We start from the raw sequence: 22810 nt of genomic DNA on the forward strand, positions 1-22810 counted from the left end.
TGCCGACGAATTCATGGCCCGTCACCATCGGCACCGGCACCGTCTTCTGCGCCCACTGGTCCCAATTGTAGATGTGCACGTCGGTGCCGCAGATCGCCGTCTTCTTGATCTTGATCAGCACGTCGTTAGGGCCGATTTCCGGCACCGGCACCTGTTCCATCCAGATGCCTGGTTCGGCCTTGGCCTTCACCAGCGCTTTCATCATGTTCGACATGCTTTTGTCCCTTGAAGCTCTTGTTCCGGAATCGCTTTTCGATTCCGGCTTGTCAGGAAATGACGCCGAGTTCGCGCCCGACGGCGGCGAACGCTTCCACCGCGCGGTCGATATCGGCGCTGGAATGCGCCGCCGACATCTGCGTGCGGATGCGCGCCTGCCCCTTTGGCACCACCGGGAAGGAGAAGCCGATGACGTAGATGCCGCGCTTCAGCATGCGCGCGGCCATCTCCTGCGCCAGGCTGGCATCGCCCAGCATCACCGGGATGATCGGATGATCCGCTCCGGCCAGCGTGAAGCCGAGCTTGCCCATTTGCGACCGGAACCGCGCAGCGTTGTCGTAGAGTTTGTCGCGCAGCCCATCGCCGTCCTTGATCAGCTCGAACACCTTGATCGAAGCGCCGGCGATCGCCGGCATCAGCGTGTTGGAAAAGAGATACGGCCGTGAGCGCTGGCGCAACCAGTCGACCACCTGGCTTTTGCCCGAGGTGTAACCACCGGAGGCCCCACCAAGTGCCTTGCCGAGCGTCCCGGTGATGATGTCGACCCTGCCCTCGACGCCGCAATGCTCGGCCGAGCCGCGGCCGTTCTGACCGACGAAGCCGACGGCATGGCTGTCGTCGACCATCACCATGGCGTCATACTTCTCGGCGAGGTCGCAGACACCCCTGAGATTGGCGATGATGCCATCCATCGAAAACACGCCGTCGGTGGCGATCAACCGGAAGCGGCAGTCCCGGGCTTCCTTCAGGCGCGCCTCGAGATCGGCCATGTCGTTGTTGGCGTAGCGGAAACGTTTGGCCTTCGACAGCCGCACACCATCGATGATCGAGGCATGATTCAAGGCATCCGAAATAATGGCGTCTTCCTCGCCCAGCAGCGTCTCGAACAGGCCGCCATTGGCATCGAAGCAGGAGCCGTAAAGGATGGTGTCTTCCATGCCGAGGAAGGAGGAAATCGTCGATTCGAGCTGCTTGTGCTCTTCCTGCGTGCCGCAGATGAAGCGCACCGATGCCATGCCGTAGCCATAGCGGTCGAGCGCCTGCTTGGCAGCATTGCGCAAATCGGCGCTATCGGCGAGGCCGAGATAGTTGTTGGCACAGAAATTCAACACCTTGTCGCCGCCGACCTCGATCTCGGCCGACTGCGTCGAAGTGATCACCCGCTCCGACTTGTAGAGGCCTGCCGATTTGAGCCCCGCGAGCTCGCTGTCGATGTGGGAGAGGAATGCTGCGGTCATGACCTAGCCTCGTTTGATGTGGGCCGACTGTCGTCTCGTCCGCGCGAAAAATCCATCGCAAAAACGACCGGATCGGTGGCAAGCAGCACGATGCGGCCCCGATGTCGATCATCACGCGGCCGAGGAACGACGCCACGACAAAGGTTCTGGCCGATGACCGCTCAAATGCCGGTACGGTGCTAAACGAGCCGATAACCATTCCGCGATCTTTCCACGGCCGCCCCTTGCCGGACAGCCGTCGATTTCCGGTCCTGTTAACGTTTGCAGTTCAATGGTGCTCATACAAGAATCCCTAGGCAAGAATCCCTAGGCAAGAATCCTTAGGCGAGAGGGCCGCCCCCGAAAATGTCGCAGCAGCCGGTGCAAACCGTTTCAGGCAAGCTCATACTGCTGATCAAGGCTGGCTATTGGCTGGCCCTGCTGATCATTGCGGCCATGGTGATCGCCTCCTTCATACTGCTGCAGCAGATGATGGCCACCCAGCAGCACAATCACACCTTGCTCGACATCGTCAGCACACAAAAGACGCTGTCGCAGCGCATCGTCTTCCTTGCCAGTGCAACGGTGCCGGTTCACGCGACAAGCAACCGGCGCTGGTCAGCGCGCTCAAGCAGGCAACGGCGGAGTTCGAGACCAACTACGACCTGCTGCTCGATCAGACAGGAGCCGATCCGCAATCGCCGGCCAAGCTCGACCCGAAGTCGATCGAAAGCGTCCTCTTCGCCAAGCCCTTCCACCTCGACTATTTCTCCGTCGGGCTGATCGCCAATGGCGACCGCCTGATCTCGGCCTATGAATCGCAATTCAGCGGCAATGGCGGCTACAAGGGCGGCGGCGAACGCGTCAATCTCGACGCCTCAGTCGCCAATGCGACCTTGTCGGGTTATGCCGCGCTCGGCCAGCGCATCACTGCCGACGCCGACGACCGCTCCGAGAAGCTGCTCGCTCTCCATCGCACGCTGTTCTACGCCACAATCGGCGTCATCATACTGGTGGCGCTCTTCATCTTCAGGCCGATGTCGAACGCCATCCTGCGCAAGACGCATGAACTGATCGACGCGCGCAATTCCATGGCCTTCATCGCGGTTCATGACGGCCTCACCGGCCTGCACAACCGCACGTTCCTGACCGATCATTTCGACACGCTGATCAAGGGCACGCACCGGCGTCGCGAACGCCTTGCCGTCGTCCAGCTCGATCTCGATCGGTTCAAGCAGATCAACGATACGCTCGGCCACGCCGCCGGCGACTATGTGCTGGTCGTCACGGCACAGCGCATGCGCGATTCCTGCCGGGCGTCGGATCTGTGCGTGCGCCTGGGCGGCGACGAGTTCGTCATGATCCTCGGCGGCGCCGGCGGCACCGAAGACATCAACATGCTGGCGCGGCGCATCCTGGCGCACATCAACGAGCCGATCGTCTTCCAGGGCACGACCATTCTCCCAGGCGCCAGCGCCGGCATCGCGGTCTATCCGATCGACGCCGACAATGCTGGGGATTTGCTGGTCCATGCCGACCTGGCGCTTTATTCCGCCAAGAAGCTTGGCGGTGGCAACTTCTCTTTCTTCTCCGAGGAACTGCGCCGCGAACTCGATTATCGCAAGCAGCTCGAGCACGACATCAAGGTCGCCATCGCGGAGCGGGCGTTCCAGGTCTATTTCCAGCCGCAGGTCTCGCTGACCAACGGCACGATCAGCGGCATCGAGGCGCTGGTGCGCTGGAACCATGCGGAGCGCGGCATGATCCCGCCCGGCGAATTCATCCCGGTCGCCGAGAAATGCGGCTTCATGCCCGAGATCGGCCGCATCGTCATCACCAAGGCGATCAACGAGGCGGCCGAATGGAATCGCGCCGGCATTGCCTTCGGACGGCTTGCCGTCAATGTTTCCGGCACCGAGCTGCGCGAGCACGATTTCGATGCGTTCTTGTTCGAGACGCTGGAAAAGGCTGGGCTGCCGCCGCAAAAACTGTCGCTGGAAATCGTCGAATCCGTCATCCTCGACGACGAAAAGACAGGCATCGCCGCCAAGCTGCGCCACATCAGGGCAGCCGGCGTCCATCTCGAACTCGATGATTTCGGCACCGGCTATGCTTCGCTCAGCCATGTCAACCCGAACGAGATCGACCGGCTGAAGATCGATCGCCGCTTCGTTCAGAACATCCATGAGAATGGCGACAACTCGAAGATCGTGCGCGCCATCACCGAGCTGGCGCGTGGCCTCGGCATCTCGATCGTCGCGGAGGGTGCCGAAACCGAGGCCGAGCTCGATTCGCTGATGGCGATCGGCTGTGACCAGGTGCAGGGCTACTCCATCGCCTTCCCGATGCCGCACGACAAGGCGCTGGAATGGCTGACCGCTCGCATGCCGAAGAAGGCCAAGCTGACGGTGCTGCAAGGAAGCCTGGCATAGGTACGGCCGGGCTGCCTTGACAACCGCGTGTGAAGATGGCCGCCTTGTCGTGATCGCAACAGGGATATCGGGGCTGATGACACCGTTTCGGTTTGCCCTTGCGGCACTGCTGATCTTTGCGGCCCCCGCCCAGGGCGCCGATCGCACCATCTATCTTACCTTCGACGATGGGCCGCTGAACGGCACAAGCAACATCCTCGACGTGCTGGAGGCCGAGCAGGTTCCTGCAACCCTATTCATGGTCGGCATGCACGCACAGGCGAGCGCTGCCAACAGAGCGCTCGTCCAGCGCGCCAAGCAGCTTCCTCTGGTGACGCTCGGCAACCACAGCTACAGCCATGCCTACAATCACTACCGGCATTTCTACGGCGACACCGAGGGTGTCGTCGCCGACATGGTACGGGCAAACGCGGTGCTCGGCTTGAAGCCCGTGGTGCATGCAAGGCTGCCGGGGCGCGACGTGTTCAGGCTGCCCTCCATGTCGAAGAACGACACTTCGCTTGGCCTCGCCCAGGAGGGGCATGAAGAGCCCGACTACGAATTTGTCGCGGCCTCAGGCTTCTATCTCTACGGCTGGGACCATGAATGGGTGCACAAGGACAACGGCGAGCCGGTGCAGAGCGTCGACCATCTGGTCAGCGAGATCGATCATCTGTTCGGCTATGGCCGCTTCGTCAAGCCCGGCAAGCTGATCTTGCTGATGCATGACGAGATGTTTCAGGACGGCTTCGACGGCAAGACGAAGCTGACCAATTTGATCGCCGCGCTGAAGCTGCGCCGTTACGCCTTTGGGGCAATCCAGGGCTACGACGACTGAACCGGTGAGGACGGCAAGTTCTTCAGCGGATGTGCATCGGTACCCGATGCTGTCGCATGGCCGGCAAGGCGTCAAAGCACCTCGATCGATTCCCCGCGCAGCTTGTGCCGACGCAATTTGATGTATGTGCGCAAATTAGGCGTCATCTGAAAGCCCACCAGCTTCGTCTCCTGGAGGGGAGCAGCCCACGCCATCGTCTCGTAGCGGGCGCCGTAACCTTCGATGGTGGCGGCAAGATTTTCGCGGCCCAGATTCCTGGCCAGAGTGGCGCAGGCAGCAACCCTCGAACGAATCGACTGGCCGTATTTGGGCGCAAACGCCAGTCCGCCGTCCGCTAGGTCATCGACCTCATGGGCAAGCGCCAGGAACAGAATGTCCTCGTCGCCGGTCGGCACACCTTTGTCCACAATGCGCTCGGGATCTCCCGTGTCGAATTTCAGTCCGACCACGCGAGCGACAAGACCCTCGACGCGAGGACCAATTTTTTGCTCCAGCCACTGGCGGTGAGCATCGGTTCGCCTGCTGGATTTGCCGTCCGGATACTGGCTTCCGTCATAGGCGGCGTGAAACATAGCAGCGAGGACAAGATCGACGCTTTTGTCGAAATGCGCGACCGACGACGCAGCTCCCACCGCATGGCAGATGAAAGGCCGTCCCGTCTTGCGATAACGGCCGTTGAACATCGCGCAACACACACGATACGCCTTCTGCACCCGGGCGATATCGGCAAGCGGATATCCAGCCTCGTATAGCTGGATGTAAAGCGCCGTGTTGGTCTGGCGCGGAACGAACAGATCTTCTTTGGTCAACTTGTCCCCCCGAACGTTGTTAGGTTTTCCGGCGACTTCTCGCTGCCGAAGCCAGCGGCTTCGGTATTCTTGCACAGATTTTGCAGAAGAGTTGAGCCTGACCTCTCCCCACCAGGATCAGCCGGACAATGGAACGTTACAAATGTGATGAGGGAAGTCCAGTCCAAGGAAATTCTTGGTCCGTCGGGTTCTATCCCCCGACATTGCCCCGCAACACAGCCAGCACCTGCGCGAACTCCGCCAGACGCTCGTCGGTCAATCCCACTCGCAGCCGCTTGTCGAAGACGAGCGCGGCCTTTCGCAGTGTCTCGAACATCGCTTCTCCGGCCTCGGTCAATTCGACCAGATGAACCCGGCGGTTGACGGGGTCGCGGCGGCGCATCAGCAGGCCCTGCGCCTCCATGGCGTTGAGATGATGGGTCAGCGTCGCGCCCTGGATACCGATCATGCCGGCAAGCTCGCGCTGGTTGGCAAGGTTGCTCGACTTGACCGATAGCAGCGTGAGCCAGATCGGCAATGTACCTCCAGCCTCGACCAGGGCAGCATCGAAGGCCTGGGCAACCAGCTTGGCGGTTCGTCCGAGATTCATGCCGACTGGCGGGCGGTCAAAGGGTGTCATTGCAGGACCCTAGACGGTGTCATGCACGGATGGAACTGGCACCACTTATATATTGACATCTAACCATTCGATATCTAATCATCTAGAGATGGCGGGCTAAAGAGGAAATCCGGTCATGCAATATGTCTACATCGTCGTTATCGGTCTTCATGTCATGGCAGGCGTATTCTGGGCGGGCACGACCATCGCGGTCGGCCGAGACCCGGACATCCGGGCGGAACGGTTCTTCCGGCCGCAAATGGGCGCTGCCGGCCTGGTTTTCCTGACCGGCATACTGCTCTGGTATTTCTTTCACGAGGGTGTTTTCGGCTCGATGGAGAAGGTGCTGGCGCTGGGCATCGTGACGGCCCTGATCGCCGCCGGCGTGCAAGGCGCGCTGGTGGGCTCAGCCAGCAGGCAGCTTGCCGGTGCCGATACGGCAACGGAAAGGCAGTTGCGCGCGAAGATGACAAGAGGCGAGCGCATTGCCGGGGGGCTGTTGGTGCTGACAGTGCTGTGCATGGCCACCGCCAGAATGTTTTGAACGCCGCCACGCGGCACACCCTCACAGAATCGTACGTTGTCTGGCGACGAGCCAATGACGTGCGGGCGCGCGGCCAGACCGAAGTACATGGGCTCTCGTACGCAGGTCCGGCCGCGCGCCACCGATCCTCGCAACGCCCAATTTCAGATCCGCAAGCCGAACCTGATGCCGTCGTAGATGGCGGCATGGATGTTGCGCGAGGCGACCGCGTCGCCGATGCGGAACAGTACAAAGCCGCCTTCTGGATTGCGCTTGGGGAAGATGTCGCCACCGCTCACCAGCCGTTCGTAGTCGACCGCACCGACATTCTTCGACAGCGGCTTCAGCGAGAGATAGAGATCATCGAGCGGCAACGTACCGTGCTCGACCACCACCTGGTCGACCCTGCGCTCGCCGCGCCAGCCATCGGCGAAATCCGATGCCAGTTCGGCGACCAGTTGGTTGCCCTCGCGGCGCACCGAACGCAGCCGCGTGTTGATGGTGATGGTGACGCCCTTTTCCTGAAAGGCGCGCATATACGGCACATGGTTCATGCCGCCCATTTCCGGGGCAAAGAAACGTTCGGGCGAGACAAGTTCGAGTTTCGAGCCGGCATTGGCGATCAGTTCGGCGGCGCCCATGCCCTGATGGCCGCCATTGTCGTCATAGAGCAGTACATTTTCGGCCGGCTTGACGCTGCCGGCCATGATGTCCCAGCTTGAGGTGACAAGATTGTCGCCGGCCGTCAGCGGCGGGTTCTGCGGCAGGCCCCCGGTGGCGACCACCACCACGTCGGGTGACAGCGCCAGAACATCGTCCTTCTCCGCCCAGGTGTCGTAGCGGATCTCGACGCCGAGCCGGGCGAGTTCGGCCAGCCGCCAGTCGATGATGCCGATCAGCTCCTTGCGGCGCGGGTTCTGCGTCGCCAGTCGAATTTGGCCGCCGGCCTGGCTCGATGCTTCAAGCACCGTCACCTTGTGGCCGCGCTCGGCTGCGACCCGCGCAACCTCCAGCCCGCCGGCGCCGGCTCCGATGACCACGATTTTCTGCTTCGGTCCTTCGGTCTTGACGATGATATGCGGGATTTCGGCCTCGCGGCCAGTCGCGGCATTGTGGACGCAAAGCGCTTCGCCGCCCTCATAAATGCGGTCGAGACAATAGGTGGCGCCCACGCACGGGCGGATCTCATGCTCGCGGCCCTCCATCACCTTTTTGATGATGTGCGGATCGGCGATATGGGCGCGGGTCATGCCGACCATGTCGAGCTTGCCGGTGGCAATGGCGTGGCGTGCGGTGGCCACGTCGGATATGCGCGCCGCGTGGAAGGTCGGGAATTTCGTCGCCGCCCTCACCTCTCCGGCGAAATCGAGATGCGGCGACGAGCGCATGCCGGCCACCGGTATGACCTTGGTCAGCGCCGCGTCGCTTTCGATCGAGCCGCGGATGATGTTGAGGAAATCGACCTTGCCGGAATTGGCCAGCCGCCCGGCGATCTCGATGCCTTCCTGTTTGGACAGGCCTTTTTCGAAATCTTCGTCAGCGACCATGCGGATGCCGACGACGAATTTCTCGCCGACCGACGCACGCACGGCATCAAGCACCAAGTTGGTGAAGCGCAGGCGGTTGTCGAGCGAGCCGCCGAATTCGTCGTCGCGATGGTTGGTGGCCGGCGACCAGAAGCCGTCCATCAGATGGCCGTAGGATTCGAACTCGATGCCGTCCAGGCCGGCGGCCTGACAGCGCTGGGCGGCCGAAGCATAGTCGGCGACGATGCGCTCGATGTCCCAGTCCTCGATGGTTTTCGGGAATGCGCGATGCGCCGGCTCACGCACCGGCGAGGCCGAGAGCACCGGCAGCCAGTCGGCCTTGTTCCAGCCGGTACGGCGGCCGAGATGGGTGATCTGGATCATCACCTTGCAGTCGTGCTCGTGGCAGGCATCGGCGAGCTCGGCCAGCCACGGCACGATCCTGTCGTCATAGACATGCAGATTGCCGAAAGCGGCCGGGCTGTCGCGCGAGACGATCGCCGAGCCGGCGGTCATGGTCAGCGCCATACCGCCCTTGGCCTTCTCGGCATGGTAGAGCCGGTATCGCTGTTTCGGCATGCCGTCCTCGGAATAGGCCGGCTCATGGCTGGTCGACATGACCCGGTTCTTCAGCGTCAGATGTTTGAGCTGGTAGGGCTGGAGAAGCGGATCGTTGGAGGTCATCGTCTTCCTGCGGTTTCAAATTGTGCTAATGAGCGGCAAAATTCGTTTTCAAGCATGTCGTCCCGCACGCACTCCGGGCGCATGCGACAAGGATTGGGCCCATGATCGACACCAAAACTCTCACCCAGCTCGGTGCGCACGTCGAGACGCCACAAAGCCCCGAAGCAGCGGTCCTGGAGACCGTACCGTTTTCGCGCGGCGACGGGCCGCCGGCGATCGTGCGCTTCACCTGCCCGGAATTCACCTCGCTGTGCCCGGTCACCGGCCAACCGGACTTCGCCCATATCGTCATCGACTACGCACCCGATGCGGCTCTGGTGGAATCGAAGTCGCTCAAGCTGTTCATGACCTCGTTTCGCAACCATGGCGCCTTCCATGAAGACTGCACCGTCATGATCGGCCGCCGCATCGTGGCGGCAACCAAGCCGCTGTGGTTGCGCATAGGCGGCTATTGGTATCCACGCGGCGGCATTCCGATCGATGTGTTCTGGCAAACCGGCGCTCCGCCGGAAGGCGCCTGGCTCCCCGACACCGGGGTGGCGCCCTATCGCGGGCGGGGTTGAGCTCGCCCATCATTCGCACTGATATTGGCTGAGTGCCCATTCGCCGGTCACCGACAACAGGTCCGTGATCTTCCAGTCGCCATCGACCTTCTTGAATTTCCATTCCAGCCGGTGCGGGTTGCCCGATATGACGAAGGCGACGATGACCTTGGCCTGGTCACCGTTGATCGCCTCGAGCGTCTTCAGGCTCTTGTCGATCTCGGCCTTGTCGTAATCGGCATTGTCGAGCGCCATGTTGGGGTCGAGGCACTCGCCCTGCCCGGATTTGCGCAAGGCGTCGCTCTTGTCGAGCACGGTTTTGGCTGGATCGATGAAATGGCTTCGCTCGGCCGGATCGATCTCCAGCCCGACCTGATCGTAAAACGGCCGCACAACGGCGGTCGGCGAGCCCGGCTGGATCGGTGCGGCGGGCGCGGCTTCGGCCGGCGACCATCCAACCGGCGGCGTGGCCGGTTCTGCCGCTCCGCCCGGCGCATTTGCGGGCGGTGCAGCGCTGTCGCTCGGCTGGGTGTCGGCCGGGGCGTTTGCCGGCGGCGCACCCAACAAGCCTTGCGCGGCGGCGCCGCTCAGAGCCGCCAGCAGGCACACACCCGACAGTGCCACGAACCGGCGGTGGGCCATCGCTTCACTCCGGCGTCTGGCCGGCCATGCATTCCAGCGCGCTGAGCGTCCAGTCGCTGGTTTTGGAAGCGATGTCCGATATCTTCCACTTGCCGTCGATCTTCTTGAGCGACCAGAGCATTTCACGTTTGGAATCGTCGCCTTCCGGAAACAGGCTGAAGGATGCCGTGACCTGTGCGTTGTCGCCATCCTGCTTCTCAGACAGTTTCAGCGTTTTCGAGACGGTTTTCTGATCGAAATCCTGAGCGTCGAGACCAGGATCGAAATCGATGCAGGCGACCTGGTCCGGGTTCTTTTTCGTTGCCTGGTCGTTCAGGTCGAACAGTTTCGTCACCGGTTCGGTGAACCGGTCCCGATATTGTTCGTCGGCCTCGAACTTGACCGCCGGGGCATAGAAGAACTTCACCGCGTCGGACGCCGGTCCGGCGACGGCTCCGGCCGGCAGGGCTATCGAAAGGGCGGCAACGAGCACTGTCAGTCGCATGCAGAATCTCCGGCTTTTGATGGCTTGAGCCTATCAACACCACGCATCCTGCATATCGGCTTTTTTGCGGCTCATGAAGTCCTGCAGCACCTTGTTTCAGCCGTCCAGCCAGACGTTCTGAAGGTCCATCTCGAATGTCTGGTGGACACCATAGTTCTTCACCTTCTTGTTCATGTGGCTGTAGAGCTTCTGCCAGAAGGGCTGAATAATGACGCCCGAATCCTGCAGGATCTGCTCGACATCCTTCATGACCTCGCGTCGTTTCTCCACGTCGATGAGCGAAAGCGCCTGCTTGAGCTTGGCATCGAAATCGGGGTTGGAATATGCCGATTCATTCCAGGCCTCGCCGGTGCGATAGCCGAGCGCCAGCACCTGCACGCCAAGCGGGCGCATGTACCAGATCGTCATCGAATAGGGATATTTCGTCCAGTCGTTCCAGAAGGTCGAACCCGGCAGCACCGTGCGCTTCACCTTGATCCCGGCATCGCGCAACTGGCCGGCAATGGCGTCGCCGGTATTCTTCTGCCAATCGTCCTCGATGGTGATCAGCTCATGCTCGAAGTCGGCCTGTCCGGCTTCCGCCATCAGCTTCTTGGCGCCGGCGGCGTCGCGTGTCTTCTTGGGCAGCGCATAGTATTCCGGATGGATCGGGGCGACGTGGTGGTTTTCACCAGGGGTGCCTCGCCCGGCATAACCGAGTTCGAGGACCGCATTGTTGTCGACGGCCATTTGCAGGGCGTTGCGCACCCTCTTGTCGTCATAGGGCTTGTGGGTGATGTTGGTGCGGGCAACCAGCGTCGTCGCCGTCGCCACCTCCGATTTCACCAGATCCATCTTGTCGAGAATGTCGATGAAGTCGGCGGGCGACTCGAAATTGAGGTCGATCTCACCGGATTCGAACGCGTTCACGGTGGCGTTGAAATCGGTGCCGTAGTCGACGAACTCGACGCTGTCGAGCGGCGCCTCACCACCCCACCATTTGCCATTCTCACGACGCTTGACGACCGCCTTCTGGCCGACATCGTAGGAGACAAGTTCGAACGGTCCCGTGCCGATCGGCTTCTTGATCGGATCGGCACCGTCGGCATCGAAGCTGCGATGGACGACGAGCGCCGGATAGTCGGTGAAATTCGGGATCAGTGAAATGTCTGGTTCGCTTAGCTTCAGCTTGACCGTATTGTCGTCGACCTTGGTGATCGCGCCATCCCTGGCCTTGCCGGTCTTTGCGTCGATCAGCGCGCCGACCCGGGCGGCCATGGAATTGCCGGCGACATTCTTCTCGCACCAGCGGGTCAGATTGTGAGCGACGTCATCGGCGTTGAAGGCATCGCCATTATTCCACGTGATGCCCTTGCGCACATGCAGCACGTATTCGGTGGCGTCGTCGTTGATATCCCAGCTTTCGAGCAGGACCGGCTCGAAGGTGAATTGCCTGGTATAGCGGACAAGCGGCTCCAGCCAGCAGCGCGAAATGTTCGCCAGTTCCACCCAGTCGTAAGTGCGCGGATCCTTCTGTCCCTTCACCGACATCGAGACGCGCAGCGTTCCGCCTTTCTTCGGCTCTTCGGCCAAGGCCCGATCCGGCACGGCAAGGCCGATCATGCCATAGGCAAGAGCCGTCGATGCGCCGAAGGCGCTTGCCAGCGCCAGGAACTCGCGCCGGTCGACACGACCCGCGCGTGCTTCGACAGCCATTGCCTCGATAGCGCTCGGCACGCGATCGCCACTGCTTCTGAAGAATGCCATTTTTTCCTCCCGTCTGGTTCCCTTTGATCTTGGTTCTTCGCCTCAACTGACGCTGTCCGGCAGCCTCTCCTCGCGCCGCGCGATGAAATCCATCAGGCCATCGGCGATGCCTTCGTCGAGCTTCGGCTCCTCGTAATCCGCCAGCATGTTGCGCGCCTTCTCGCGGCCGCGCGTGTCGTGGTCCTTCGCCCCTTCTGCCTTCCACTGTTCGAACGAATTGAAGTCCATGATCGAGGGCATGAAGAAGGCGGATTCGAAATGTTCCAGCGTGTGCTGGGTACCGAGGAAATGGCCCTGCGGTCCCACCTCGCGGATTGCCGCCATGGCTTCCTTGAAATCGTCGAACGGCAGGCCGCCGGCATATTTGTACCAGCCGATGAGCTGTTCGCAGTCGGTGGCGAATTTCGAATAGCCGCAGGTCAGGCCGGCCTCGAGCCATCCGGCGGAGTGCCAGATGTAGTTGGCGCCGGCGAGGATGGCGGCATGCATCAGCATGTTCGCCTCGTAACCAGCCTGGGCGTCGTTGAGCTTCGACCCGACATGGAAGCCGGAGGTGCGCCACGGCAGCCGGTATTTCCGTGCCAGCGCTCCCATCAGATACATCATCTGCGCCGCCTCGGGCGTGCCGCCCATCGGAGCACCGGTCTTCATGTCCACCGTGACCATGAACTGTCCGTAGATCTGCGGCGAGCCTGGGCGCAGCAGTTGCGTGAAGGCGACGCCCGCCAGCGCTTCCGCATTGACCTGTGCCACAGCGCCCACGGCGGACGCCGAAGTCGAGGCGCCGCACAGTGCAAAGGGTGCGAGGATCAGCGGCTGGTTGCTTCGCGCATAGACCTTCATCGCATCCAGCATGGTGGCGTCCCACACCAGCGGCGAATTGCAGTTGGTGATCGACACCAGGACCGGATTGTCGCGGACGTAATCCTCTCCGAACACGACGCCTGCCATCGCCATCGTGTCTTCCGCCCGCTCCTTGGACGTGACGATGCCCATGAACGGCTTGTCGGAATGCTTAAGCGCGGAATGGATGATGTGGAGGTGACGCTTCGGTACCGCGATTTCCATCGGCTCGCAAATGACCGAACTCGATGAATGCAGCGCCGGCGCCATGTAGGCGAGCTTGTGGAAATTGTTGAGATCGGCGAGCGTGCCGTAACGCCTGTTGTTGTCGAGATCGCGAACATAGGGCGCGCCATACATCGGCACGAAGATGGTATTGTTGCCGCCCACCCGCACCGTGCGCTGCGGATTCCTCGCATTGAGCGTGAACTCCGACGGGACCTTCGACACCAGTTCCATCAGCAGGGCCCGGTCGATCCGCACACGGGTTTCCGAGACATCCGCGCCCGCCGCCTTCCACAGTGCGATCGCCTCGTCGTCGCGGAACTCGCATCCCACCTCTTCGAGGATCAAGAGCGACTCCTCGTGGATCAGCTCGACCGCCTCATCCGGGACCATCTGGTAGACGGGGATCTGGCGGACCAGCGTCGGGAACGACGTTACGGGAGCTCCGCGCAGGGCCTTGCGCCCCAGGCGGCCGCCACTGCGGCGGTTGGCATGTTCGGTCACTTCGGGGGCCGGTGCGTTCATGGCAACTCCATTCCACTCATGAAGGAGCCTAGCGCGACAAAATGGTGATGTGACGCTGGAAAATCCTGATCTCTTGTATAAGCTCAGCTTATGCGAAGCTTGCGCCACCTTCTGCCTTCGGCCGGCAGCCTGATCGTCTTCGAGGCGGCCGGGCGGCTGTCGAGCTTCACCGCCGCCGGGCGCGAGCTGGGCATGACGCAGGCCGCCGTCTCCTATGCCGTGCGCGGACTGGAAGAACAGCTCGGCGCCAAGCTGTTCCAGCGCCGCCACCGCCAGGTGCTCCTGACCGAGGCCGGCGAGCGCTTCCATGCCGACGTCTCGCTCGGCCTCTCGCACATCCGCAAATCGGCGGAGGATCTGCGCCTGCAGGCGACCGGCGGTCATGTCACGCTGGCCGCCTCGACCGCGTTCGGTTCGTTCTGGATGATGCCGCGCCTGCAGCAGTTCCGTGACGAGCTGCCGGGCATCGACCTGCGTATCCAGACCGCCGACCGCGACCTCGACATCATCGCGGAAGGCATCCCGCTCGGCGTGCGCGGCGGCGCGCCGCGGGACTGGCCGGACTATCATTCGTTGCCGCTGGCTGACGAGGAGATATTTCCCGTCGCCGGCACCAGCTATGCGGCAAAGTTCGGCCTGCCCAGATCCGCTGCCGAACTGGCCACGCACCGCCTCATCCATCTGGAGGAGCCGTATCGCGAGGCGGCCAGTTGGGACGAATGGTTCCAGTCTGCGGGCGCCAATCTCAGCGATACCGCGCGCGGCCTGCGCATCAACGACTACGGCCTGGTGATTCAGGGTGTCATGGAAGGCCAAGGCATCGCGCTCGGCTGGCGGCATCTCGCCGAGCGGCTGCTGGCGTCGGGCCTGCTGGTGCCGGTGACGGATCATGTGCTGAAGACCGGCAAGGCCTTCTATGTCGTCTGGCCGAAGAACCGGGAGCTCAGCGACAACGCCCGCAAGGTGCGCGACTGGCTGGCGGCGCAGGCATAAGTCGTTTTCCACTGATCCACCGCTGGCGCAATTCTGCCCCTCCCGCGCGACGCGAATCCGCCTATAGTGCCGCCATGCCCATCCGCCAGCTTTCCGAAACGATGATCAACAAGATCGCCGCCGGCGAAGTCATCGAGCGTCCGGCGAGCGTGGTCAAGGAACTGGTCGAGAATGCGCTCGATGCCGGTGCTTCGCGCGTCGAGATCGTCACATCGGGCGGCGGGCTGAACCTGATCCGCGTCACCGATGACGGCTCCGGCATTCCCGAACGGGAGCTGGCGCTGGCGATCGCACGTCACTGCACCTCCAAGCTCACCGAGGATATCAACGACATTCGCTCGCTGGGCTTCCGCGGCGAAGCGCTGCCGTCGATCGGCTCGGTGTCGCGACTTTCGATCCGCTCGCGCACGGCAGCGAGTGACAGCGCCGCCGAGATCGGCATCGAGGGTGGCCGCGTCCTGCCTGTCAGGCCGGCGGCGGCCAATCGCGGCACCACGGTCGAGGTGCGCGACCTGTTCTTCGCAACGCCGGCCCGATTGAAGTTCATGAAGGGCGAGCGCGCCGAAAGCTCGGCCACCAGCGATGTGGTCAAGCGCATCGCCATCGCCTTCCCCGCCGTGCGCTTCACGCTGGCCGGCTCGGACCGCTCGACACTGGAATTGCCGGCGGCGGATGACAGCGCGGAAGGCAGCCTGCGTCGTGTCGCCCAGGTGATGGGCGCCGACTTTCCCGACAATTCGATTGCCCTCGACGCGATGCGCGATGGCGTGCATCTGACCGGCCACGTGTCGATCCCGTCCTTCACCCGCGCCAACGCGCTGCAGCAATATGCCTATGTGAACGGCCGCCCAGTGCGCGACAAGCTGATCGCCGGCGCCATACGCGGCGCCTATGCCGACGTCCTGCCGCGCGACCGCCATGCGGTGACGGTGCTGTTCCTGACGCTCGATCCGGCCATCGTCGACGTCAATGTCCACCCAGCCAAGGCCGATGTGCGCTTCCGCGATCCCGGCCTTGTGCGCGGGCTGATCGTCGGCGCAATCAGGCAAGCACTGGCCGATGCCGGCGTCCGCGCCGCCACCACGGGTGCCGCCGGCATGATGGCGGCGTTCCGGCCAGGGGCCGCATCCTACGGCCACGGCGGACCGGCAAACGGCCACCGCAGCTACGACGCGGCCTACCGCGCGTCGGGTCCGTCCGGCTTCGATCCTGCCCGATCGCCGCAGCGGCCGCTCGATATGGGTTTCGATGGTGCGGGCCTCGAGCAGCGCGGCTTGCGAGAAAGCGGGCAAGCGGCTTTCGATGCCGGTCCGCTTGCCAGCGCCGATGCACGCGCAGGGCAGGATGAAGCGGCCGAGACGTTGCTCGGCGCGGTGCTGGGCGCGGCGCGCGCCCAGGTGCATGAGAACTACATCGTCGCCCAGACTAGGGATTCGCTCATCATCGTCGACCAGCATGCGGCGCATGAACGGCTGGTCTACGAGGCGCTGAAGAATGCGCTGCATTCGCGCCCGGTGCCCTCGCAGATGCTACTTCTGCCCGAAATCATCGACCTGCCGGAAGAGGATGCCGAGCGGCTTGCGCTGCATTCGGAAACGCTGGCCCGCTTCGGTCTCGGCATCGAGCGCTTTGGCCCCGGCGCTGTCGCGGTGCGCGAGACGCCGTCGATGCTGGGCGAGGCCAATGTCCAGCAATTGGTGCGCGACCTCGCCGACGAGATCGCCGAGAACGACACGGTCGACACGCTGAAGGAGCGGCTGGACAAGATAGCCGCGACCATGGCGTGCCACGGCTCTGTGCGCTCCGGCCGCCTGCTCAAGGCCGAGGAGATGAACGCGCTGCTGCGGCAGATGGAGGCGACGCCCGGCTCCGGCACCTGCAACCACGGCCGCCCCACTTATATCGAACTCAAGCTGGCGGATATCGAACGGCTTTTCGGACGGCGATAGCTGGGGACGGATTGCGGGCCTATCGCTTCGCCGCTCGAGGTCGGCAGGTCAGGAGGCCGGCCGACAATGTGGTCACCCGCGATTTTCGTCCAGCGGCCTGAGTAGCGCGATCGCAGCCGCCGCCAGCAGGAGGATCGCACCGGTGATTTCAGCCCAGCCGACCGCCTCGCCGAAGAGCCAGGCTCCTGCCGCCAAAGCGGTCAGCAAATAGCGTGCAGCCGCCAGCAGGCGCGGAGGCGCGTCATTGAGACCGAGCTTGATCGCGGCCCAGGTCAGCCCCCAGATCAGCGACATCACCGCGAAGAAGAAGAGGTTGCGAACCACCGATCGGCGCTCAGCGCAGTCCCCGACGATCGACAAGTATCCGATGGATTTCGATCCGCTCCGGCAGCTCGATCAGGAACTCGGCATCGCGGTCCAGATGATGGACTTTGGTCGGTTCGCCTTTGGTAAAGGCGGTCATCGCTTGCATGTCGGCCCAATACGAGATGGTTGTGAACCACGTCTCGGCATCACGGTCCTCGCGCAGCAATTGGACGCCAAGCGCCGTCTTCTCGAGGGGCGGAATACCCTCGGCACGCAGGTATGGCTCATAGGCGTCGGCGATGTCGCGGCGGGTGCGACCGCGCCAGATGCGCGCGATGGTCGGTGTGGTCGGCATGAGGTTCTCCTTCAGTCAGGCGGACAGCAAACTGGGCATAGCGGACGCCAGTTGTGATCAGCCGTGAACACGAGCCAGGAAATCGCGGACCAGCGCCAGCGCGTCGTCGAAATGTGTCTCGAGCAGCCAATGACCCGCCCCTTCGATCAGATGCAGTTCCGCATCGGGCAGATCGCGATGATAGGCCCTTGCCGACGCCGCGGGCATATAGCCATCCTCTGGCCCCCAAAGGATCAGCGTAGGTGGATGGTGTTCACGCAAATAAGCCTGGTAGCGCGGAAACCAGGTGAGATTGGCTTCCAGCTTCTCCATCAGACCGACGGCGATCTGCCGACGAACCGGCGTGTTCATCAGTGGCCAGTGAAGATTCCAGAGATCGGGCGGCACGCGCATGGCGACGTCGTCAGCCACTTCCCCGATGAACTCGGCCCGGAACCCGTCCTCACTTACCGCGGCCTCGAGCGGACGGTGCTTGCCGGGCGTCTTGTCGGTCCACCAGGCCTTGATCGTGGCGTATTTGGGTCCAAGCACGTCCTCGTAGATGTCGCCGTTCTGGATGATCAGGGCGCTGATCCGCTCCGGGTGTGAGATCGCATGCCGGAGTCCCATCTGCGAGCCATAATCATGCAGCCACAAGGCGTAGCGTTGGAGACCGAATTTATCGGCAAGCTTGGAAAGCACGTCGCAATAGGCGTCGAAATCATAGCCGAAGGTGGCCGGATCGGGTGTGCCGCTGTATCCGAAGCCAGGCCAATCGAATGCAATCGTCCGCCAGCGGTCGGCGAGCGCCGGCATCAGTCGGCGGAATTGGAACGAAGAGCAGGGATAGCCGTGCGGCAAGAGCAAGACAGGTGCTTCTAACGGCCCTGCCTCGCGATAAAAAATGGATAGATCATCCAGTTGCATGCGTCGGTGCGTCGTTGCACCCGGCATTCGGACCTCCGTCGAACAAACCTCGGCTAAACGCGTTTGATCGAGGGATCGTTCCAAATGGGGGAAGCGGACGGTCGGCAATATTCATCTCTTCAAATTCACCACGATGACACCGCCCAGCGCCAGCGCGCCGCCGATTATGCCGAGCAGAGTGGGAACTTCGCCCAGCCAGAAGAAGCCGATCAGCGCGGACATCGGCGAGACCAGATAGAGGAAGTTGGAGGCACGTGCCGCCGGCAGACGCGACAGCGCGGTCGCCCAGGCGGCATAGGCGATGAGGCTGGGCACGATGCCGAGAAAGATGACGGCGCCGAGGCCTGCTGTGTCGGCGACCGCCGCCTGCGAAAAGGCCGACGGCAGGAAGGGGGCCAGGCATAGTGCGCCGAGCACCATGTTCGAAGCCGAAATGGTCAATGGATGATGGCGGGCAAACAGCGGCTTCTGGACGATGGTGTTGACGGCCGAGCACAAGGCCGAACCAAGCACCAACAGAGCACCGGTGTTGAACGACAGGCCATGCCCGTCGGCCATGGCGATGATGCCTATGCCGGCGAAGGAAATCACCGTACCGATCCAGGCCACGCCTGAGAAGCGCTCGCCCAGCAATGCCATCGCCATGATGGCGGTGAAGATCGGGCTGACATTGATGATAAAGCCGGCGGCACCGGCCGAGACGGTCAGTTCGCCGAAATTGAGCATGACGGTGTAGAGCGCGACGAAGATGGCGCCACCAAAGACCAGGCGCCACACTTCGTCGAGCCTTGGCAGCGCCGGGCGCTTGACGGCCAGGAAGATCGCCGCCGGCACAGCGGCGATGGCAAAGCGCAACGCACCCAGTTCCAGTGGGCCGAAGGCGGCGAGACCGGCTCGGATAGCGGGAAAGGCGGAGGCCCAACCAACCACCGTCAGCGCCACCGCGATGGCTGCCGTGGTGTCCATTCGCTGTGTCGAATTCAACGTGCCCGTTATCTCGCTCATCTCACCGCCCTCGTATTTCTTCGGTCCTGAAAGGCAGAAAACGCCTTTTCACCCCGGTTGACAAACGACGAAATCGAGGATCACCTGTGACTATGGATCACAGCTCGGACACAATGGTGCCGCTCGAAACGCTGCGCGCCTTCGATGCGGCGGCGCGAACAGGTAGCTTTTCGGCGGCCGCCGAAAAGCTCAATATCACCCATGGCGCCGTCAGCCGGCAGATCGCCAAGCTCGAGGACTGGCTGGGATTGAAAGTCTTCGACCGTGGTGCGCGCGGCGTCTCGCTGACGATCGAAGGCAACAGGCTGCATCTGCGCACGGCGGAAGCCTTTGCGCTGATATCGACCCATTCCGACCGCTGGGTCGAGCCCCGTGGCACGGCGGTGGTGCGGCTGACCTCGATCCCCTCGGTCAGCGGACTGTGGCTGATGCCGCGCATGGCAGCGCTGGAAAACAATCCCTCGAAGCTGCGCATCGTGCTCGATGTCGACATCCGCCAGGCCGACCTTGCCGATGAAGGCATCGACCTCTCGATCCGTTGTGGACGCGGCGGCATTCCGGGCCGCATCTCGGTGCAGCTTTTCGAGGAACATGTCTTCCCTGTCGCGTCACCCGAGCTTGCCCGCGAGATCGGCCGCGGCGACCCTGCCCGGCTGCTCAAATATCCGCTGATCAATGATTCCGACGCGTCGGCCTGGCGCGCCTGGTTTGCCGCGCAAGGCATGGATTACCGCCCGCGCCCGCAGGACCGCCGCTTCGAGGACTACAATCTGGTGCTCGACGCCGCCGCCTATGGGCTCGGCATCGCGCTGGCCCGCCCGCCGCTGACCGGACATCAATTACAATCGGGCCGCATCACTCCCGTCGATGAGCGCACAGCCCTCAACCCGGTATCCTACTGGCTCGACCGGCCGATGGGGCGGCCGCGTGCCGCCGCCGCCGACCTCGCCCGCCGCATCGCGGCAGAGGCCGGGCTGGCCCAGGAAAAGATCGAGGCGTTTATCGAAGCCGAGCGATAGGCCTTCCGGACCTATATGGAAAACCGGCCGATTCGAAGCTCAACGAAGCAACAACAAAACGAACCCAAGGATCACCGCTCCCAGCAAACCGGCCATTATCGAAACAAAGCCAATTTTCACCAGCAACTGCTCAGGGTTCGGCACCGCACCATGGGATTGATTGGCCGGCCTGTGCCTGCCCGCCGGCGTACCCAGGGCGGCAGCGTTGCGCGGGATTGGAGCCTGCGGCGGGATAAGCGACAGCAATGACAGCCCCGCAACCTTGGCGGAGGCATTGTCATTGGCGGTTGTCGAAGGCGGCAAGAAGGCTCGCAGCGTTTCGGCTTCGGGTTTTGCCTTTCTCGCCACGACTGTTGCCAACGCCGCCTCTTCGCCCGTCTCAAGCTGGGCAAGATAGGCATCGACGATGCCAGCGGATGCGATCTGCTGCGATTTGACGGCCATCGGCGCCGCCGGCAAAATCAACAGCGCCGGCGCTGTCTGCTGCGCGAGCAGAGACGGCGCCGGCGGTTGGACCAGCGCCTTGACCAGTGCCGTCATCACGGGATCAGCCTGCCCCGAGGGCACGGCTTGCGGCGTCATCACTTCCCTAAGCAGGGCGGGAAGACGAGCGGAGGAAACGTCCATTGCGGCCCACCAACGACATTTTTCCGCTTCACAATAAGCGTTCAGCATTGTCTCAGGCTTGTCTCATGCTTGACCTCGCCGGGAATTTATGGCGATGAAATCCTCATGAACCCTGGCGTCCCCGCATGATGAACCGTTTCGAAGGCCCCGGCGGCAAGGAAGCCCGCATCCGCTACCTGGATGGCGACTTCCAGGTTACCAGCCCCGGCGCGTTCGTGCGCTGCGCGGTGACAGGCGAAAGCATTCCGCTCGACGAGTTGAAGTACTGGAGCGTCGCAAGGCAAGAGCCCTATATCAGCGCCACCGCCTCGCTGCGCCGTGAAATCGAGATGCATCCGGAGCTGCGTAAGCGCAGTTAACCCTTCAGCTTGCGCTGGCGCCAGGCATCGAGCGTCTCGTCGATGATGCGCTCGGGAACGTGATCGAGTTCGAAGACCGTGTCGATCTCCAGCACCTCGAGCCGGTCGAGAAAGTCCTGTGAGGCGCCGTGGCGCAGCCGGGCGGCGTCCTTGGCGGTGGTGATGAGCACCAGCCCCTCAGTGCGTGCGGTCGCCGCCAACTCGGCAAGTTCGTCCTCCGCATAGAAATGATGGTCCGGAAACGGCCGCGTCAATGCCAGTTCGCCGCCGGCCTCGCGCACCGTGTCGAAGAATTTCTCGGGATGGCCTATACCGGCGAAGGCGAGGAACCGCTTGCCGGCAAGCCCTGCCTTGCCGCGTGGCTCTGTATGGGCCTCGAAGATCGCCCGGCCGGCGCGTGCCGCCTGGCGGACCACGCTGTCGGCGGCAGTGCCCTCGCCCATTTTCAACAACCCGCTGGTGAAAACCAGCTGGTCGACGATTTTGGCCCTGAGCGGCCCCCCCGGAATGACGCGGCCGTTGCCGATCCCGTAGCGCGCATCGACCACGACCAGCGCATAGTCGATGTGGATGCGGGCGCTCTGGAAGCCATCGTCCATGATCAGGAAATCGCAGCCATTCCGTTCCAGCAGCAGCCGGGCGCCGGCGGCGCGGTTCGGCGTCACCGCCACCGGCGCGTGTTCGGCGAGCAGCAGCGGTTCGTCGCCGACATGCCGGGCGCTGTCGTGGTCGATATCGACCACGTGCGGCTCGGCGAAGGAGCCGCCATGGCCGCGCGACAGGAAGCCTGGTTTCAGATGCATGCGCTTGGCCTGCTTGGCGAGCGCGATGGCCACCGGTGTCTTGCCGGTGCCGCCAACCGTGAAATTGCCGATGCACAGAACAGGCGCTTCGATCTTCTCACGCTTGGCCCGCCGCATGCCGCGGCCGGCGGCAGCCGCATAGATGGCCGACAGCGGCGACAGTGCCAGGACCCGCCAGTCCGGCTCCTCCCACCAGAATGGTGGTGCTTCCGAGGCCACGCTAGCGCCCGTTCGCGCCCTTCAGGCGCGACTTGACGACCAGCGGCTGGATGTAGGGCTCAAGCGATTTCAGCGTACGCGCCAGCGCACCGCGCATCTCGTCGACGGTCGCAATGCCTGCCGCCATCATCTCGTGGCGCGCCACTTCGTTGGTCAGGAGGAAATTGACGGCGCCGGCCAGCATGTCGCGATCGCGCACCAGCTTGGCGCCGCCGCTGTCGAGGAGACGCTGGTAGGCCTCGCGAAAATTCTGCACATTGCGCCCGGCGAGAACCGCCGTGTCGAGCATGGCCGGCTCCAGCGGGTTCTGGCCACCCTCGGAGGTCAGCGAGCGGCCGACGAAGGCGATTTCCGTCAGCCGGAGATAGAGCCCCATCTCGCCGATCGTGTCGCCAAGCAATATGTCGGTGTCGGCCGTGATCCTGTCGCCCTTGCTGCGC

The 22810-nt window shown here is 63.0% G+C and carries 23 protein-coding genes and 1 pseudogene; 8 read left to right on the forward strand and 16 right to left on the reverse strand.

Going from position 1 to position 22810, the window contains the following annotated elements:
• Both EN955_RS24215 and EN955_RS24220 read right to left on the reverse strand, forming a co-directional pair.
• The coding region (locus EN955_RS24215) for an alcohol dehydrogenase catalytic domain-containing protein (protein ID WP_164756531.1) at positions 1 to 214 on the reverse strand (214 nt) is incomplete at its 3' end.
• 52 nt (positions 215 to 266) lie between these two features.
• On the reverse strand, positions 267 to 1454 hold the full coding sequence (locus tag EN955_RS24220; protein ID WP_024504815.1) for a glycine C-acetyltransferase: 1188 nt from the start codon (positions 1452 to 1454) through the stop codon (positions 267 to 269).
• 407 nt (positions 1455 to 1861) lie between these two features.
• Between EN955_RS24220 and EN955_RS24225 the strand changes: the two genes are divergently transcribed.
• Together EN955_RS24225 and EN955_RS24230 are read left to right on the forward strand one after the other, a co-directional pair.
• Positions 1862 to 3865, forward strand: a complete 2004-nt coding sequence (locus EN955_RS24225; RefSeq protein ID WP_245492845.1) for an EAL domain-containing protein — start codon at positions 1862 to 1864, stop codon at positions 3863 to 3865.
• Positions 3866 to 3941: 76 nt separating this feature from the next.
• A complete protein-coding gene (locus EN955_RS24230) occupies positions 3942 to 4682 on the forward strand; it encodes a polysaccharide deacetylase family protein (protein ID WP_081714379.1) in 741 nt (246 codons plus the stop codon).
• A gap of 71 nt (positions 4683 to 4753) precedes the next feature.
• Here the strand turns inward: EN955_RS24230 and EN955_RS24235 are convergent, their stop codons facing one another.
• Both EN955_RS24235 and EN955_RS24240 read right to left on the reverse strand, forming a co-directional pair.
• Positions 4754 to 5491 carry a DUF6817 domain-containing protein gene (locus EN955_RS24235; protein WP_024504818.1) on the reverse strand — a complete coding sequence of 246 codons (738 nt, stop codon included), beginning with the start codon at positions 5489 to 5491 and terminating at the stop codon, positions 4754 to 4756.
• Between the two features lie 190 nt (positions 5492 to 5681).
• The gene (locus EN955_RS24240; RefSeq protein WP_013532326.1) at positions 5682 to 6110 is read right to left on the reverse strand and encodes a MarR family winged helix-turn-helix transcriptional regulator; all 429 of its coding nucleotides are present in this window, start codon (positions 6108 to 6110) and stop codon (positions 5682 to 5684) included.
• Between the two features lie 115 nt (positions 6111 to 6225).
• Between EN955_RS24240 and EN955_RS24245 the strand changes: the two genes are divergently transcribed.
• Positions 6226 to 6633 carry a hypothetical protein gene (locus EN955_RS24245; protein WP_024504819.1) on the forward strand — a complete coding sequence of 136 codons (408 nt, stop codon included), beginning with the start codon at positions 6226 to 6228 and terminating at the stop codon, positions 6631 to 6633.
• 143 nt (positions 6634 to 6776) lie between these two features.
• Here EN955_RS24245 and EN955_RS24250 read toward each other — a convergent pair whose 3' ends face one another.
• Complete coding sequence (locus tag EN955_RS24250) at positions 6777 to 8822, reverse strand: NADH:flavin oxidoreductase (protein ID WP_024504820.1); 2046 nt, start codon at positions 8820 to 8822, stop codon at positions 6777 to 6779.
• A gap of 101 nt (positions 8823 to 8923) precedes the next feature.
• Between EN955_RS24250 and queF the strand changes: the two genes are divergently transcribed.
• A complete protein-coding gene (gene queF, locus EN955_RS24255) occupies positions 8924 to 9385 on the forward strand; it encodes a preQ(1) synthase (RefSeq protein ID WP_010915503.1) in 462 nt (153 codons plus the stop codon).
• Positions 9386 to 9394: 9 nt separating this feature from the next.
• Here queF and EN955_RS24260 read toward each other — a convergent pair whose 3' ends face one another.
• The 4 genes from EN955_RS24260 to EN955_RS24275 all read right to left on the reverse strand — a co-directional run bounded on the left by EN955_RS24260 (position 9395) and on the right by EN955_RS24275 (position 13829).
• Positions 9395 to 10006: a hypothetical protein gene (locus tag EN955_RS24260; protein WP_013532329.1), complete on the reverse strand. Its 612-nt coding sequence runs from the start codon at positions 10004 to 10006 to the stop codon at positions 9395 to 9397.
• Between the two features lie 4 nt (positions 10007 to 10010).
• A complete protein-coding gene (locus EN955_RS24265) occupies positions 10011 to 10490 on the reverse strand; it encodes a DUF3828 domain-containing protein (RefSeq protein WP_013532330.1) in 480 nt (159 codons plus the stop codon).
• 96 nt (positions 10491 to 10586) lie between these two features.
• Positions 10587 to 12236 carry an ABC transporter substrate-binding protein gene (locus EN955_RS24270; RefSeq protein WP_024504821.1) on the reverse strand — a complete coding sequence of 550 codons (1650 nt, stop codon included), beginning with the start codon at positions 12234 to 12236 and terminating at the stop codon, positions 10587 to 10589.
• A 42-nt stretch (positions 12237 to 12278) separates the two neighbouring features.
• Positions 12279 to 13829, reverse strand: a complete 1551-nt coding sequence (locus EN955_RS24275) for a trimethylamine methyltransferase family protein (RefSeq protein ID WP_024504822.1) — start codon at positions 13827 to 13829, stop codon at positions 12279 to 12281.
• Positions 13830 to 13919: 90 nt separating this feature from the next.
• Here EN955_RS24275 and EN955_RS24280 point away from each other — a divergent pair, with 90 nt between their 5' ends.
• Both EN955_RS24280 and mutL read left to right on the forward strand, forming a co-directional pair.
• Positions 13920 to 14822, forward strand: coding sequence for a LysR substrate-binding domain-containing protein (locus EN955_RS24280; protein WP_013532333.1), 903 nt, complete (start codon positions 13920 to 13922; stop codon positions 14820 to 14822).
• A 74-nt stretch (positions 14823 to 14896) separates the two neighbouring features.
• On the forward strand, positions 14897 to 16771 hold the full coding sequence (gene mutL, locus EN955_RS24285; protein WP_024504823.1) for a DNA mismatch repair endonuclease MutL: 1875 nt from the start codon (positions 14897 to 14899) through the stop codon (positions 16769 to 16771).
• A gap of 72 nt (positions 16772 to 16843) precedes the next feature.
• Here mutL and EN955_RS24290 read toward each other — a convergent pair whose 3' ends face one another.
• From EN955_RS24290 to EN955_RS24305, 4 genes are all read right to left on the reverse strand, one after another.
• Complete coding sequence (locus tag EN955_RS24290) at positions 16844 to 17131, reverse strand: hypothetical protein (protein ID WP_164752978.1); 288 nt, start codon at positions 17129 to 17131, stop codon at positions 16844 to 16846.
• The gene (locus EN955_RS24295) at positions 17106 to 17432 is read right to left on the reverse strand and encodes a hypothetical protein (protein WP_024504825.1); all 327 of its coding nucleotides are present in this window, start codon (positions 17430 to 17432) and stop codon (positions 17106 to 17108) included. Before EN955_RS24295 ends, EN955_RS24290 begins: the two co-directional genes overlap by 26 nt.
• A gap of 57 nt (positions 17433 to 17489) precedes the next feature.
• The gene (locus EN955_RS24300) at positions 17490 to 18365 is read right to left on the reverse strand and encodes an alpha/beta hydrolase (protein ID WP_024504826.1); all 876 of its coding nucleotides are present in this window, start codon (positions 18363 to 18365) and stop codon (positions 17490 to 17492) included.
• 84 nt (positions 18366 to 18449) lie between these two features.
• Positions 18450 to 19343, reverse strand: coding sequence for a DMT family transporter (locus EN955_RS24305; RefSeq protein ID WP_024504827.1), 894 nt, complete (start codon positions 19341 to 19343; stop codon positions 18450 to 18452).
• Between the two features lie 92 nt (positions 19344 to 19435).
• Here EN955_RS24305 and EN955_RS24310 point away from each other — a divergent pair, with 92 nt between their 5' ends.
• Entirely contained in the window at positions 19436 to 20362 is a 927-nt protein-coding gene (locus EN955_RS24310) for a LysR family transcriptional regulator (protein WP_027163234.1), read from the forward strand.
• 39 nt (positions 20363 to 20401) lie between these two features.
• Here EN955_RS24310 and EN955_RS24315 read toward each other — a convergent pair whose 3' ends face one another.
• The gene (locus EN955_RS24315; protein WP_024504829.1) at positions 20402 to 20989 is read right to left on the reverse strand and encodes a hypothetical protein; all 588 of its coding nucleotides are present in this window, start codon (positions 20987 to 20989) and stop codon (positions 20402 to 20404) included.
• A 125-nt stretch (positions 20990 to 21114) separates the two neighbouring features.
• Between EN955_RS24315 and EN955_RS24320 the strand changes: the two genes are divergently transcribed.
• Positions 21115 to 21348: a DUF2093 domain-containing protein gene (locus EN955_RS24320; RefSeq protein WP_013532341.1), complete on the forward strand. Its 234-nt coding sequence runs from the start codon at positions 21115 to 21117 to the stop codon at positions 21346 to 21348.
• Here EN955_RS24320 and lpxK read toward each other — a convergent pair.
• Both lpxK and EN955_RS24330 read right to left on the reverse strand, forming a co-directional pair.
• The gene (gene lpxK, locus EN955_RS24325) at positions 21345 to 22370 is read right to left on the reverse strand and encodes a tetraacyldisaccharide 4'-kinase (protein ID WP_024504830.1); all 1026 of its coding nucleotides are present in this window, start codon (positions 22368 to 22370) and stop codon (positions 21345 to 21347) included. The two genes, EN955_RS24320 and lpxK, sit on opposite strands and share 4 nt — an antisense overlap.
• Before the next feature lies 1 nt (position 22371).
• Positions 22372 to 22810, reverse strand: a pseudogene (locus tag EN955_RS24330) (3-deoxy-D-manno-octulosonic acid transferase); the annotation flags it as partial.

The organism is Mesorhizobium sp. M7A.F.Ca.CA.001.04.2.1, from assembly GCF_003998485.1.
GTDB classification, from domain to species: domain Bacteria; phylum Pseudomonadota; class Alphaproteobacteria; order Rhizobiales; family Rhizobiaceae; genus Mesorhizobium; species Mesorhizobium ciceri.